The sequence below is a fragment of the Mesorhizobium sp. P2_B11 genome, assembly GCF_056404855.1.
On sequence record NZ_JBFUDF010000007.1, the window covers coordinates 283,777 to 298,202 of the forward strand.

Annotated in this window: 15 protein-coding genes; 7 read left to right on the forward strand and 8 right to left on the reverse strand. The window is 62.0% G+C overall.

Annotated elements, in window-relative coordinates:
* Positions 1 to 192: 192 nt before the first annotated feature.
* The 3 genes from AC1DYJ_RS24260 to AC1DYJ_RS24270 all read left to right on the forward strand — a co-directional run bounded on the left by AC1DYJ_RS24260 (position 193) and on the right by AC1DYJ_RS24270 (position 4,613).
* Positions 193 to 2,394, forward strand: a complete 2,202-nt coding sequence (locus AC1DYJ_RS24260; protein ID WP_477282247.1) for an RNA degradosome polyphosphate kinase — start codon at positions 193 to 195, stop codon at positions 2,392 to 2,394.
* A complete protein-coding gene (gene ppx, locus AC1DYJ_RS24265; RefSeq protein WP_477282249.1) occupies positions 2,394 to 3,926 on the forward strand; it encodes an exopolyphosphatase in 1,533 nt (510 codons plus the stop codon). The genes AC1DYJ_RS24260 and ppx overlap by 1 nt, the downstream gene beginning before the upstream one ends.
* A 63-nt stretch (positions 3,927 to 3,989) precedes the next feature.
* Positions 3,990 to 4,613 (forward strand): hypothetical protein, encoded by a 624-nt coding sequence (locus AC1DYJ_RS24270; RefSeq protein ID WP_477282251.1) that lies wholly within the window; start codon positions 3,990 to 3,992, stop codon positions 4,611 to 4,613.
* 20 nt (positions 4,614 to 4,633) lie between these two features.
* Here the strand turns inward: AC1DYJ_RS24270 and AC1DYJ_RS24275 are convergent, their stop codons facing one another.
* From AC1DYJ_RS24275 to AC1DYJ_RS24300, 6 genes are all read right to left on the reverse strand, one after another.
* Positions 4,634 to 5,047 (reverse strand): DoxX family protein, encoded by a 414-nt coding sequence (locus AC1DYJ_RS24275; protein WP_477282253.1) that lies wholly within the window; start codon positions 5,045 to 5,047, stop codon positions 4,634 to 4,636.
* 139 nt (positions 5,048 to 5,186) lie between these two features.
* Positions 5,187 to 5,609, reverse strand: coding sequence for a DoxX family protein (locus AC1DYJ_RS24280; RefSeq protein ID WP_477282255.1), 423 nt, complete (start codon positions 5,607 to 5,609; stop codon positions 5,187 to 5,189).
* A 230-nt stretch (positions 5,610 to 5,839) separates the two neighbouring features.
* Positions 5,840 to 7,237 carry a class II fumarate hydratase gene (gene fumC / locus AC1DYJ_RS24285; protein ID WP_477282257.1) on the reverse strand — a complete coding sequence of 466 codons (1,398 nt, stop codon included), beginning with the start codon at positions 7,235 to 7,237 and terminating at the stop codon, positions 5,840 to 5,842.
* Positions 7,238 to 7,360: 123 nt separating this feature from the next.
* A complete protein-coding gene (locus AC1DYJ_RS24290) occupies positions 7,361 to 8,347 on the reverse strand; it encodes a glycosyltransferase family 10 domain-containing protein (protein WP_477282259.1) in 987 nt (328 codons plus the stop codon).
* 94 nt (positions 8,348 to 8,441) lie between these two features.
* On the reverse strand, positions 8,442 to 9,203 hold the full coding sequence (locus AC1DYJ_RS24295; RefSeq protein WP_477282261.1) for an SDR family NAD(P)-dependent oxidoreductase: 762 nt from the start codon (positions 9,201 to 9,203) through the stop codon (positions 8,442 to 8,444).
* A gap of 112 nt (positions 9,204 to 9,315) precedes the next feature.
* Positions 9,316 to 10,089, reverse strand: coding sequence for an NIPSNAP family protein (locus tag AC1DYJ_RS24300; RefSeq protein WP_477282263.1), 774 nt, complete (start codon positions 10,087 to 10,089; stop codon positions 9,316 to 9,318).
* Between the two features lie 84 nt (positions 10,090 to 10,173).
* Between AC1DYJ_RS24300 and AC1DYJ_RS24305 the strand changes: the two genes are divergently transcribed.
* On the forward strand, positions 10,174 to 10,812 hold the full coding sequence (locus AC1DYJ_RS24305) for a TetR/AcrR family transcriptional regulator (RefSeq protein ID WP_477282265.1): 639 nt from the start codon (positions 10,174 to 10,176) through the stop codon (positions 10,810 to 10,812).
* Between the two features lie 334 nt (positions 10,813 to 11,146).
* Here the strand turns inward: AC1DYJ_RS24305 and AC1DYJ_RS24310 are convergent, their stop codons facing one another.
* Positions 11,147 to 11,740: a hypothetical protein gene (locus AC1DYJ_RS24310; RefSeq protein WP_477282267.1), complete on the reverse strand. Its 594-nt coding sequence runs from the start codon at positions 11,738 to 11,740 to the stop codon at positions 11,147 to 11,149.
* A 125-nt stretch (positions 11,741 to 11,865) separates the two neighbouring features.
* On the opposite strand from AC1DYJ_RS24310, the gene AC1DYJ_RS24315 reads away from it, so the two are divergent.
* Entirely contained in the window at positions 11,866 to 12,984 is a 1,119-nt protein-coding gene (locus tag AC1DYJ_RS24315; RefSeq protein WP_477282269.1) for a metallophosphoesterase, read from the forward strand.
* Positions 12,985 to 13,048: 64 nt separating this feature from the next.
* Here the strand turns inward: AC1DYJ_RS24315 and AC1DYJ_RS24320 are convergent, their stop codons facing one another.
* On the reverse strand, positions 13,049 to 13,228 hold the full coding sequence (locus AC1DYJ_RS24320; RefSeq protein ID WP_477282271.1) for a CsbD family protein: 180 nt from the start codon (positions 13,226 to 13,228) through the stop codon (positions 13,049 to 13,051).
* 167 nt (positions 13,229 to 13,395) lie between these two features.
* Here AC1DYJ_RS24320 and AC1DYJ_RS24325 point away from each other — a divergent pair, with 167 nt between their 5' ends.
* Positions 13,396 to 14,049 (forward strand): glutathione S-transferase family protein, encoded by a 654-nt coding sequence (locus tag AC1DYJ_RS24325; protein ID WP_477282639.1) that lies wholly within the window; start codon positions 13,396 to 13,398, stop codon positions 14,047 to 14,049.
* Between the two features lie 23 nt (positions 14,050 to 14,072).
* Entirely contained in the window at positions 14,073 to 14,402 is a 330-nt protein-coding gene (locus AC1DYJ_RS24330) for a YciI family protein (protein WP_477282273.1), read from the forward strand.
* Positions 14,403 to 14,426: the final 24 nt, after the last annotated feature.

The following is a 14,426-nucleotide window of genomic DNA, read 5'->3' on the forward strand; positions in this document are numbered from 1 at the left end:
GCTCTCTTTGCAAGATCGATGAAATGAAACTGTCGCAAAAGGCTGGCAGAGGATAAGTTGAGCCGGTTAAGCGCATGACCCCGGAAGCCGAGCGATTCCGCGACGGATCGTGCGTCACAAAGACATGTTAGAGCGTCCATGGCCATCTCGGCGATGCGGCGCTCCAAAAGGAACGGTTGCGGGCAGGAAATCATGAATGAACTGAAGCCGGTGTTGAGCGAATTCATCAATGTCGAGGTGGCGAGCCCCGAGGGCGGCAATCCCGACCGTTTCGTCAACCGCGAATTCTCCTGGCTGCAGTTCAACCGGCGCGTGCTCGAGGAATCGCAGAACGCGCACCACCCGCTGCTCGAGCGTGTCCGCTTCCTGTCGATCTCGGCCGCCAATCTCGACGAGTTCTTCATGGTCCGCGTCGCCGGCCTTGCCGGCCAGGTGCGCGAAGGCATTGCGCTGAAGAGCCCGGACGGGCGTACGCCCGAGCAGCAGCTCGAACAATTGCTGCGCGAGGTCGAGCGGCTGCAGGAGGACCAGCAGAACAGCCTGTCGGCGCTGATGCTGCTGCTCAACAAGGAAGGCATTGAGAGCATCACCCGCGACGCCCTGACCAAGGATGAGAAGGTCTGGCTGGAAGACCATTTCCAGGACCAGGTGTTCCCGGTGCTGACCCCGCTGTCGATCGATCCGGCGCATCCGTTCCCGTTCATTCCCAATCTCGGCTTCTCGATGGCGCTGCAATTGCGCCATCGCAAGAATGGCGAGGAGATGAGCGCGCTTCTGCGCCTGCCGGTGGCGCTGAAGCGCTTCATCCGTCTGCCCGACCGCAAGCAGAATGTCCGCTTCATTCCGCTCGAGGAGGCGGTCGGCCTCTATATCGGCAAGCTGTTCCCCGGCTACGAGGTCAAGGGTTCCGGCACCTTCCGCATCATCCGGGACAGCGATATCGAGGTCGAGGAGGAGTCGGAAGATCTCGTGCGCCTGTTCGAGACGGCGCTGAAGCGCCGCCGCCGCGGTTCGGTCATCCGCATCGAATTCGACAGACTGATGCCCGGCGAATTGCGCGAGTTCGTTGCCGGCGAACTTGGTGTCTCGTCGAGCCGCATCAGCGTTCTGACCGGCCCGCTGGCGCTCAGCCAGATTTCCGAGATCGTTGCCGTGCCGCGCGACGACCTCAAGTTCACGCCTTACAATCCGCGCTTTCCCGAGCGCATCCGCGAGCATGGCGGCGATTGCTTCGCGGCCATCCGCGAGAAAGACATCGTCGTCCACCACCCCTATGAATCCTTCGACGTCGTGGTCCAGTTCCTGCGCCAGGCGATGGCCGACCCGGAAGTGGTGGCGATCAAGCAGACGCTCTATCGCACCTCCAACGACAGTCCGATCGTGCGCGCGCTGGTCGACGCCGCCGAGGCCGGCAAGTCGGTGACAGCACTTGTCGAGCTCAAGGCGCGCTTCGACGAGGAAGCCAACATCCGCTGGGCGCGCGACCTCGAGCGCGCCGGCGTCCAGGTCGTGTTCGGCTTCCTCGAGTTGAAGACCCACGCGAAAATGTCGCTGGTGGTGCGGCGCGAGGACGGCAAGCTGCGCAACTACGTGCATCTGGGCACCGGCAACTACCATCCGGTCACCGCGCGCATCTACACCGACCTGTCCTTCTTCACCACCGATCCAACGATTGCGCGCGATGTCGCGCAGCTGTTCAACTTCATCACCGGCTATGCCGAGCCGACCGATGAGATGCGGATCGCCATTTCGCCGTTTACGCTGCGCAGCCGCATCCTGAAGCACATTGCCGACGAGATCGCCCATGCGCTGGCGGGCCGGCCGGCGCGCATCTGGATGAAGATGAACGCGCTCGTCGATCCGAACATCATCGACGCGCTCTATGATGCCAGCCGCGCCGGCGTCGAAATCGACCTCGTCGTACGCGGCATTTGCTGCCTGCGGCCGCAGGTGCCGGGCCTGTCGGAGAACATCAGGGTCAAGTCGATTGTCGGCCGCTTCCTCGAACACAGCCGCATCTACTGCTTCGGCAACGGCCATGGCTTGCCGTCGGACGAGGCGATCGTCTACATCTCCTCGGCCGACCTGATGCCGCGCAACCTCGATCGCCGCGTCGAGACCATGGTGCCGATCACCAATCCAACTGTGCATGAACAGATACTGGGGCAGATCATGCTGGGCAACATCATGGACAACCAGCAAAGTTTCGACGTATTGGCTGACGGGACCTCCCGGCGCGTGGTGCTGGAGGAGGGGGAAGAGCCGTTCAACGCGCAGGAATATTTCATGACCAATCCGAGCCTGTCCGGACGGGGTGACGCGCTGAAGTCGCATGCGCCCAAGCGCATCGCGCAGTTCAAGCGTCGCAAGAAAAACGCTGCAGCGTCCGGCTGATGATTTCAACTTCCCAGGGCCGGCTGCAGGATCGCCGACCGCTGTCCATCATCGACATCGGCTCGAACTCGATCCGCCTTGTCATCTATGAAGGGCTGGCGCGCTCGCCGACCGTGCTGTTCAACGAAAAGATGCTGGCCGGCCTCGGCCGCGGCATCGTTTCGACCGGCAAGCTCGATCCCGAGGCGGTGACCCGCTCGATGGAAGAGTTCCGCCGCTTCCGCGCGCTGTCGAACCAGGCCGGCGCGGAGCATATGTATGTGCTGGCAACGGCCGCGGCCCGCGAGGCGATCAACGGCCCCGACTTCATCCACCGCGCCGAGGATGTGCTCAAGACCGAGATCCGCGTGCTGACCGGCCGGCAGGAGGCGCATTATTCGGCGCTCGGCGTTATCTCCGGCTTCCACCCCGCCAACGGCATTGCCGGCGACCTTGGCGGCGGCAGCCTGGAACTCATCGACATCAATGGCGAGGCGATCGGCGACGGCATCACGCTGCCGCTGGGCGGCCTGCGGCTGCAGGATATGGCCAAGAATTCGCTCGCCCAGGCGGCCAAGATCGCCCGCGAGCAATTGGCGCGGGCCAGGCTTTTGAAGGGCGGGCAGGGCAGGCCGTTCTATTCCGTCGGCGGCACCTGGCGAAACCTTGCCCGGTTGCACATGGAAATGACCAACTATCCGCTTGGCGTCATGCACCACTACGAGATCGGTGTCGAAAGCGCCGCCAACTTTCTGCGGCAAGTCGCGAAAGGCGAGATCGAGAAGGTCAAGGGTATCGAAGGCGTCTCCAAGAACCGCCGCTCATTGCTGCCCTATGGCGCGGTCGTGCTGCAGGAGATCATGGCGGCGATGCAGCCGTCGAAGATCATCGTTTCGGCGCTCGGCGTGCGTGAAGGCTTCCTCTATTCGCTGCTCGACCAGGCCGAGCAGAAGGCCGATCCGCTGGTCTCCGCTTCGGAGGAACTGGCCCGGCTGCGCTCGCGTTCGGTCACCCATGCGCATGAGCTTGTCGAATGGACGGGTAAGACCTTTGCCGCCTTCGGCATCGACGAGACCGAGGACGAGGCGCGCTATCGTCATGCCGCCTGTCTGCTGGCTGATATAGGCTGGCGCGCGCACCCGGAATATCGCGGCAAGCAGTCGCTCAACATCATCGCCCACGCCTCCTTCATCGGCGTCGATCATCCCGGCCGCGCTTTTCTGGCGTTGGTCGGCCTGTTTCGCCATGAGGGTGTGCTCAACGATGCCGCCCCGGAAATTCGCGGCCTGGCGACGCCGCGCTATCTCGAACGCGCCCGCATCCTGGCGGCGGTGCTGCGCGTCGTCTATCTGCTCACGGCGGCCATGCCCGGCGTCATGCCAAGACTGAAATGGGAAAACCGCGGCAACGGCACGCTGGCGCTGGTGCTGCCGGCAGCACTTTCCGACCTCTACGGTGAGCGCCCGGCCGGACGTCTGGCGCAACTGGCGCGGATTACCAACCGCCGGCTTGTGCTGGCGGTCGAGGGCGGGCAGAGCGTGTCGGTGAAGTAGTTTTGGGTATGGTGCCTGGTTGGACGTGCCGAGCCGGATGATCCGGAACTGTGGAGGGGGACCATGAAATCCGGTAAAATCTTGCCCTTGCTGCTTTCCGTCCTGTCACTCCTGATTATTGATGGAGCCAAAGCGCAGACAGTTTCCAATGTGTCTCTTGTCGCAAAAGGTGCGTTTGAGCTCGACGGAAATTACCCAAAAGGTAGAGACGGCAAGGCGTTGCTCAATCTTCTTCCAGGTTTTTTGAAACCTGAGAATGGGCAAAAGATAAACTATTTTGTATTGGGAATGAGCGATGAAATGGTCAAATTTCAAAGCTCAATTTCAACAAACGCGTACGCGGACATCAACCCGTGTTCTGGTGCTGTCGATCGATCTCTCTCCGACATCGCCCAGCCGCTTGGCGGCTTTCTTGAGCCTGTCGTGGGTCGAAACGACCTGTTGCCTTACCTGAAGCGGTCAAGCGTGATCAAATCAGGCAACTACCTCTACATCGCGCTCGACAGCAATCTTCGTAGCTACTCCAAGGGCACAAACGAGTACGGGTATGAATGGCTGCCCCCTGCGGTTCAAAGCAAGCAAGTTTGCCTGACCATCAGCGTCGGTCGAATGGGGCACGGCGCCTTCCTCTCCCAACCGATAAACATCAGCAAGCTTGCCGAGTTCGTCTTTCTCGACAGCGAATGAACCGGGGTTGGGCGCCTCGCTCAGCTGCGGCCCGCAGCCATCCGCCCGTCGATCGACCAGGCGCCGGCACCAGCCACGGCCAGTGCCAAAAAACCGCCGGCGATGGCAATGTCCTTCATCAGCATCTGCTGGTGCAGGAAAGCCAGCATCGGATCGTCGCCGCCCTGGCCGTAGTGGCCAATGGAGCCTGCGGCGATGCAGAAGGCGGCAAGCAGCAACGCGACCACCGGCGTCTGAAAGCCGACCACGATCAACAGCCCGGCGATCAGCTCGAACAGCCCTGTGCCCCAGGCGGCAAGCGTCGGCAGCGGCAGGCCGAGATCGGCGAAATAGCCAGTCGTGCCGGCAATGTCGGCAAGCGCATGATAGCCGGACGGAATGAACAGGGCGGCGAGCAGCAGCCGGGAAAGCAGAATTAGTGCATTGCGGGGCATGGTCATTCTCCGTTGTCTGTCCGTCGGCTGTTCTGCCATCGATCCTAGCAGGGATGGGAGGCGGACGCGCTTGGACAGACAACGAAAAAGCGGCGCGGAAAATTCCGCGCCGCTCTTTTTCAGGCTTGGGAGGGAAAGCTCAGCCGCGCCTGGCGTCGATCGAGTAGGCGCCGGGGCCAGACGAAGCCAGCAGCAGAAAGCCGCCGGTGATGGCTACGTTCTTCAGGAAGTGGATCATCTGGTTCTGGTCGGCCCAGCCGGTGTGGGCCACAAGAGCCGTTGCGATGGTGAAGATGGCAAGCACCCAGGCGGCGATACGGGTCTGGAAACCAACGAGGATGGCAAGGCCGCCGACCAACTCGATCAGGCCGACGACAATAGCCGTTACGGTCGGCACCGGCAGACCCATGGCGCCGAAGTAACCGGCGGTGCCGGCAATGGCGGTGAGCTTGCCGAAGCCGGAAAGCAGGAAGATGGCGGCGAGCAGAATGCGGCCAAGCAGGATGGTGGTGGAGCTGTTGGACGCGGTGCCGGCGCCGGCGGTGGAAGTGTTGATGGACATGGTGGCTCTCCGAAATGGGTTGATGCCCTGTCAGATAGACCAAGCCAACTGTTCACCAAAGCCGTCAGTTCGGCGACGCATTGTTCACAGAGCGTACATTTCCGTGATCGGTCGAAAGGCGCAAAATTCCTGTCGGATCAGCCTTCAACGGCAGTACATTTTCCCACCGCCAAATTCCTGACGGCTGGTCGACGCATTCCCCCAGGGAATCGCGACGCGCCTGGAGTTGCTTATCCCGGATGCGTCATGTCCTCGGGCCGCACCAGCCGGTCATAGTCGGCCGCGCTGACCAGCCCGGTCGCCAGGGCTTCCTCGCGCAAGGTCGTGCCTTTCTTGTGCGCGGTCTTGGCGATCTTGGCGGCATTGTCGTAGCCGATGGTCGGGGCGAGTGCGGTTACCAGCATCAACGAGCGGTCGAGCGCCGCCTTGATGTTGTCCTCACGCGCCTCGATGCCGACGACGCAATTGTCGGTGAAGGAGATCGAGGCATCGGAGAGCAACTGCACCGACTGCAGGAAATTGTAGGCCATCAGCGGGTTGTAGACGTTGAGCTCGAAATGGCCCTGGCTGCCGGCGAAGGTCAGCGAGGCATTGTTGCCGAACACCTGCACGCAGACCTGCGTCATCGCCTCGCACTGCGTCGGGTTGACCTTGCCCGGCATGATCGAGGAGCCCGGCTCGTTTTCCGGCAGCGACAGTTCGCCAAGGCCCGAGCGCGGGCCGGAGCCGAGGAAACGGATGTCGTTGGCGATCTTGAACAGCGCCGCGGCGGCCGCGTTGATGGCGCCGTGTGAGAACACCATGGAATCATGCGCGGCAAGCGCCTCGAACTTGTTCGGCGCGGTGACGAAGGCGATGCCGGTGATGTCAGCAATACGCGCCGCCACCTTCTCGGCAAAGCCCACTGGCGCGTTGAGGCCGGTGCCGACGGCGGTGCCGCCCTGGGCCAGTTCCTGCAGGCCGGGCAGCGTCATCTCGATGCGCTTGATCGAGGACGCCACCTGCGCGGCATAGCCCGAAAATTCCTGGCCCAGGGTGAGGGGGGTGGCATCCTGCGTGTGGGTGCGGCCGATCTTGATGATGTGGGCGAAGGCCTTGGTCTTGGCCTCGAGCGCCGCATGCAGATGCTTCAGCGCCGGCAACAGGTCATGCACAATGCGCTCGGCGCAGGCGATGTGCATGGCCGTCGGATAGGTGTCATTCGACGACTGGCTCATATTGACGTGGTCGTTGGGATGAACCGGCTTCTTCGAGCCCATGACGCCGCCCAACAATTCGATCGCCCGGTTGGAGATCACCTCATTGGCGTTCATGTTGGACTGCGTGCCCGAGCCGGTCTGCCAGACCACCAGCGGAAAATGGTCATTGAGCTTGCCGTCGATGACCTCTTGCGCCGCCTCGACGACCGCCTTGCCGATGGCCGGATCGAGCCGCTTCAGCTCCATATTGGCTTCCGCCGCCGCCCGCTTGACGATGCCCAGCGCGCGTACGATCGAGGCGGGCTGCTTTTCCCAACCGATCTTGAAATTGCCGAGCGAACGCTGCGCCTGCGCGCCCCAATAACGGTCGGCGGCGACCTCGATGGGGCCGAACGTGTCGGTTTCGGTTCTGGTCTTGGCAGCGGTCACTTGTCTCTCCGACGATCGAATTCGGCAACGGCGTATCGCGTTGCACAATGGCCTTCAAGCAGAGATTGCAGTGGTCAAGGATACAAATCGGTTGAAGCGCCCTGAACGCCGAGCTGGCAGCTGTCAGCTCGGAATCTTTTTCCGCCAACGGCGCAGCCTGGTTCGCAGATAGGACCTATAGCCGAATGGAAGTGTCCGCCGTCCGGACGGCTGATACGACCGCTCCTCCAGCCGTCTGTGCACGAGGCCCATCAGTCTGCAACGGGCCGGAGTTTCGAGCATTCGCATGCGTTTGACGAGGCTGTCGGGCAATGGCTTTGAGCGCCAGGCGAAGTAGGCCTCGTACTCTTGCGGTGTTTCGATCAGGTGCTGGAGATAGGCTGCGAGTTCCCTGGCGCTGGCGAAGGCACTGGCGTCGATATAGGAATTTGGCGGCACGAACTCATCCACGTTCGGAGCGCCGAGATAGATCGGCACCGTGCCGGCCAGGAGCGCGTCATAGATTTTTTCGGTGACATAGTCGGCCTCGATCGCGTTCTCCATCGCGAAGCAGAATTTGTGCCGCGCGATCGTCTCGATCTTGGTTTGCGGCCCGAGATCGGGGCCTTCGACAGATCGATTGTTGAGATAACGGCCATAGGAATCGATCTTGATGTGGCGCGCCAGTTCGGTCGCCAGATCGACCCGCCTGCTGGAATTCGTGCCGGCTGATTGGAAGAGTGCGACAGGTGCTTCTTCTGTTTTGGGCATGATTGGTTTCGTCAGCACGCCCTTCCACCACGGAGAGGGCGGCAGATAGGGCGTCCAGACATCGGACCGTGATTCATGCGTCATCGTGATGTCGAAGTGCTGCAAGAACTTCGGATCGGCGACGCGTTTATAGTTCTGACCGCATTCCATCGACCAGGCCACCCAATATTGGCCGGGATATTTGTAGGCATCGCCGATTTCGCGAAAGTCCGGAAGATGGAAGACGACCGCCGTTGCCTCGGATGCCTGGCGTTTGTCCAGCGTCCACCTCCCGGGCATTCCGCACTGTATTGACGCTAGGTCGACGGGTTTGCCGAAGACCGTCGTGTAGAAAAGAATGAGGGGATCGTTTGACGGCATGGCGCCATGAGTGTCTGAAATATTGCTCGATGCCTAGACAGACGCGGGATTGAAAGTCTGGTCAAGCGCTGCTTGGTCGAGACAGCCACGAGGGTCACCCCGCCGTATACCCGCCATCGATCGCAAAAATGCCGCCGCTGGTCCACGCCGCCTCATCGCTGGCGAGATAGACGGCGATGCCGGCAAGGTCCCTGGTCTGGCCGATGCGGCCGAGGGGGTAGCTGCGCTCGACATAGGCCTTGAGGTCGGCTTGCGCAGCCGCCGGCAGGTTTTCGATCGACTTGCGCCGCATGGCGGTGTCGACCGTGCCGGGCGCGATCGCATTGACCCTGATGCCGCGCGGGCCAAGCTCGAAGGCCAGCGACTTGGTCAGCGAGTTCAGCGCGCCCTTCGACAGGGAATAGAGGCTCGATGGCCGCTTCGGGATCATCTTGTTGGCGAAGTAGGACGAGATGTTGATGACCGAGGGTTTGTCCCCGAAATGCGGCAGCAGCCGCTGGGTAAGGAAGAACGCCGCCGTCACATTGAGGGCGAAGGATTGCTGGAACTGGTCCTCGGTGACGGTCTCGAACGGCACCAAATAGGCGACGCCGGCATTGTTGACGAGGATGTCGAGCGGGCCGGTTGCTTTCACGCGCTCGACCACGGCATCGATACCGGAAGAGGTCGAAAGATCGGCCGACTGGGTCACGACGCTGCCTGCGGCCGCCAGTTTCCGGCGCGCCGCTTCGAGCTTTCCGGTGTCGCGGCCGACGATCAGAACTTCGGCGCCTTCGCGCAAGAAGGCTTCCGATATGGCAAGGCCAATGCCATCCGAACCGCCGGTGACCAGTGCCCGTTTGCCGGAAAGTCTCATCCAGCGCTCCTGCTGTTGCCTAGCGTCAGGAAAGCAATGCCGATCGGCGAGGGCGGTCAAGCCGCCGGCCTATCGCTCAGTATGAACTTCAACTGGCTGCGTGCCGATCCGGTTAGCGCAGCAAAGATTGCGACGTCGGCGACAGGCGCAAGGTTTCGGTCGGTCTGGTCAGATCGGCCGCTTGCTGAAACGCCTGCCACCGGGGCGAAGCGGCAAGCGCTGCGTCATGGCTCGCATGCGCTTCGACACTGTCGAAACCCGTGACGGCGATAAAGACGTTTTCGCCCAGGCGCACGGGCAGGCGGGGAAAGCTGTTTTCGGCGTGTTCGGTGATGAAGGCGCCGAGCAATCTCCCGCCGGCGGTGGCAAGGATCGGAACGGCATCTGTTTCGAAGCGGCCGATGAAATCGGCCTCAGCACCCAGCCGCAGATGGTGAATCCGGATGACAACAATCCTGGTCAAGCGATTGTCTGCGCTCGGCTTTCCTTCCTCTGGCAAAGCACCTCGCTGCGCGCCCGACAGGTCGAAGCCGGCGCCTGGCCATGCCGGCTTCAAGAGCAGCACATCGTCGGAATCGATCATCGTCGCATTGGCGGCGTCGCGGTGTGCCGCCCACACCGGCCCGTCATAGAAGGCAGTCAGCGCATTCTTCCGCGCGGCCATGTCGTCAAAACCGCGCAGCCAGACGAACATGTCGGGCCGGTCGAGGTCGCGAAACTGGCCGATGATGGTCATCCCGGCGTCTTCCTGGCCTTCGATGAAGTGGCCGTCGAAGATGTCGATCAGCGTCTCGCGCCGGCCGGGTTTCAGCGTGTATTGCCGCAACTCGACGACCGGCGAGGCGAGCGGACCGGCCGTTGCAGGCACATTCAGGGGCATGGTCATTGGTGTCGTCTCCAAAACAGGATGATCATCCGGTTTATAAAACAGACCGGTTGTCCTGTTTTGTCAATCTGCTATCGTCCGCAAATGTCAGCAGAGATTGCCGGGCGCTCGAAAGGGCCGCCGCGAAAACGCACCAACGATCCCGAAGGCCTGCGCAACAAGGTGCTCGATGTCGCCGAAGCGTCGTTCCAGGCGCGCGGCTACAATGCCTCCAGCTTCGCTGCCCTGATGGCTAACGCCGGCGTCAGCGGCGGCGCGCTGCATCACCATTTCCCGACCAAGAAGGCGCTGGCGTTGGCCGTCATCGAGGAGCGGGTGGCCGCGGCCCTCGACGAGACCTGGATCGCGCCGGTGCAGGCCGCAGGCTCGGCGCGCGAAGGCGTCCGTGCGGTCTTCGAAGCGGTGGCGGCCGAGCTTGAGCAGCAGGGCTTTGTACGCGGCTGCCCGCTCAACAATCTGGCGCATGAATTGTCGCTCGCCGACCCGGATTTCCGCGCCGCTTTGGCCGGCATCTTTGCCGGATGGCGCCAGGCGATCGCCGACAAGATCAGGGCCGATCAGCAGGCGGGGAGGGAGCAGGGCACCGACCCCGAACGCTTTGCGGCGCTCGCCATCGCTGCCTATTCCGGCGCCATGTCGATGGCCAAGACGGCGCAGGACGCCAGCGTGTTGCGCGATTGCCTGGCGGCACTGGAACCGAGCGGATATAACAGGGCCGTCTAGTTACTGAGGTTCTCAGCGTCCAGGGCAAGCGCATGCGAGACCTCTGACGCCGACGGATACAAAGTAGCGTTCGGATAGATCGCGTCACCTGGTCCGGCAGACCAAACCAGATGTACGATTGCGAAACAGCCATCCGTCAGACGTACCAGAACGTCATCGGCAGCCCTGTTTTGTCCAATGACGAATCCTTTTCGACCCCACAGCGGATGCAGCGACGAAATCTCCAACTGATACTGGCGCTGCAGGGCAGCTCTCAGCTTGTCATCCTGAACCTCATACCATGGCTCGCGGTATTCTATTGCCACAGTAAACCTCGCCTCAACGGACTGACTGGCTACTCCGCCAGCGGTTTGATCGTCTCGTAACCGTTCACCGATTCCGAGCTGGTGCCTTCGTCGTAGCGCCGGGCGAGGGCGGCTTGCAGGTCGGGCGCATAGAGCGCGGTGAATGTGTCCAGCGTCTCGCCGGCGCCGTTCTTGAAAGTCTCCGTGACGGCCAGAACATTGTATTTGCAGCCGCCGACACTGAACGTCTCCTTGCCCTTGACGACCAGGCTCAATGTCTTGGTGCTCTTCGGCTGTCTGCTCGGCGACAGCTCGACGAATTCAATCGTGCTTTTTGCCCCGGTCTTCAGCGGAAACAGTTTTCGCAGATCCGAAAACGGGATCGAGGCCACCCGGCCGGTATCGCTGTCGCGAAGCACTTCGACCAGGCCGCGGAACAGGTATTGCGTCTGCGGCGATTGCGATTCGTAGGCGTTGGTGACGGAGACCATGTCGCCGGCCACCGGCCGAAACTCGCTGCGGACGCCGGGCATTTCCAGCACGAAGCCGGCTTTGGCGGATTTCGCGTCGACGCAATCGGCGGCATGCGCCGCACTTGCCGACAACAACACAACCACAATCATACCGATCGATGCGGTTTTCATGCTTCCCCCTCTGCTCAGTCTGCCATGCGCCAATATTAGCAAGAAATGCCGGAACTATGGTGCACTATTGATTGCCAATCGTGGCAACTGGACGGCGGGGCATCGGCTGTGCTGAAACTCAGGCCATGAATCGCATCTCGACCAGGCGCAATTTCCTCGCACAGGCAGCCGGCCTTGCCACGGCTGGCCTGCTGCCGCGCGCCGCCTTTGGCCAGACCGGAAAGCGCATCCAGCCCATCGACGCCACTTTCCTCTTCATCGCCGACGTTCACGCCTGTCGCATGGCGAGCGGCTTGAGCCCCAATTGCCTGCAGGAAGGCAAGACCGACGCCGCCCTGTTGCGCAACGTCGCGGCCCTCAATGGCTTGGCCGACCGGCAATGGCCGGCCGAGATCGGCGGCGTTGCCACTGGCCTGCGTTCGGCCGGCGGCCGCATCGGCGCGCCGCTCGGCCTTGTCGTCGGCGGCGACATCACCGACGATGGCGGCGGCCAGATCACCGAGCCCAGCGAAGGCACGCAGCTTTTGCAGTTCAGCCAGCGCTATCAACAGGGCGTCGGCCAGGACCGTGTGCACATGCCGGTCTATGTCGGGCTCGGCAATCATGATCTCGACCAGAACGGCTCGCCGCCGCATGTCGACTGGTACCGGCGTGAATTGCGCGACTATGTCGAGGTCAACCACCGCCCCGGCGTGTTCTTCAAGCCACCGGTGCCGGCCACCGAATACGATGTCGACACCGACTGCTACTCCTGGGACTGGGGCGGCCTGCATCTCGTCCAGACGCATCGATTTGCCGGCGACACCGGCCACGGCGCGGTGAGCAGCCTGCCATGGCTGAAGCAGGATCTGGCGACCTACGCCGCGGACGGCCGTCCCGTCATCCTTTTCCAGCACTATGGTTGGGATACTTTTTCGGTCGAGCGCTGGGACCCGGCAAAGCGCACCTATGACGATGAGGGCTCAGGCCCGCCACATTGGTGGAGCGAGGCCGACCGGCAGGCGCTGCTGGGGGCGCTGAAGGGCTACAACGTCATCGCCATCTTCCACGGCCACCAGCACGAAGTGCCGATGATCTACAACAGCGATGGCCTCGACCTGTTCAAACCCAAGGCCGCCTATATGGGTGGCTTCGCGCTGGCCAGGGTAACCGGCGAGGCCATGGATGTGGTGCTGGGCGAGGCCACCGGCGATCATGGCGAGGTAAAGTTCACCAACGCCTTCAGCAAGAAACTGACCTTCTGACACCTCCCACGAAAAAGGCGGCCTTGAGCCGCCTTCTTCATTGCCTGCAAAAACCATGAACGGGTCAGAGCGCTTTCTTTATCTTGTCCTTCACGTCGCCATAGCCCTTCTGCACTTTGCCGGCGATCTTGTCGGCCGTGCCTTCGGCTTGGGTCTGACTGTTGCCGGTCGCCTTGCCGGCCGCCTCCTTGATCGAGCCCTTGACCTGCTTGGCTACGCCAGCAACCTGATCCTTGTTCACCATCTTTGCATCTCCTGGGATTTCATTTCGCCAGAGGCAAACGGAGCCGGCTGGCTTAGGTTCCGATGAGAACGCAAATCATCGTCGCATTGGTCGCTTATCTGGTCGCCGAAGCGCTTTGCCGCCATGATATCGAATGGCTAGTGTTGCGAAAATTTTGGGAGACCGTCTTGGCCGAATTCACGCTCATCATCGCCAACAAATGCTTTTCGTCCTGGTCGCTGAGGCCATGGGTGGCGATGAAGCATCTGGAGATACCGTTCGAGGAAGGGTTTGTGCGCCTGCGCACGCCAGACACTTTTGCCAACCTAGCCAAAGTGTCGCCGACCGGCCTGGTGCCGGTGTTGAATCACAATGGCAGGATTGTCTGGGAAACCCTTGCCATCCTTGAATATCTGGCCGACCTGTTTCCCGAGAAAAAACTCTGGCCCGATGATATCGGCGCTCGCGCCTTGGCGCGGTCGGTGGCGACCGAGATGCATTCCGGCTTTCGCGAGGTGCGCTATGGCTGGCCGATGAATCTGCGCCGGCCAAAGGGGCACAAGCCGCTCGACGCCGAAGGCGAACTGCAGCGGGCTCGCATCGAGGTGATCTGGCGCCAGTGCCGGGAACAATATGGCAAGGGCGGCCCGTTCCTGTTCGGCCATTTCACCGCGGCAGATGCAATGTACGTGCCGGTCGTCACCCGCTTCGACACCTATGGCGGCGAACTGGCGCCGGATACACGCGCCTATGTCGACGCGGTGCTGGCAACGCCAGCGATGCGACACTGGTATGCGGAAGCGGCGAAGGAGACGTGGCCGGAGCCCGGCCCGGACGAATAGGACAGCATTTCGGGGTATAACCGATGGCCAACAATGACGGCGTGGCAGAGACCAAAGCGCCCAAAATCTTCCACTGCCGGCTGATCCCGCCTCGGCCGGACTTTGCCTTCACCATGACGGAGGAAGAGCGGGAGTTGATGGGCCGGCATGCCGACTATCTCAGAGGCAAGCTGCGCGAAGGCACCATGATTTTGGCCGGCCCGGTCGCCGACCCGGCTGGACCATGGGGTCTGCTGATCCTGCGTGCCGGCAGCGAAGCCGAGGCGAGGGCGGTGACCGACGGCGATCCGGTGTCGAGTTCGGGCCGCGGTTTCCACTACGAGATCCTGCCGATGATCAGCGCGATGCTGTAGGCCGCCAGAGCAATACCAGGAAAA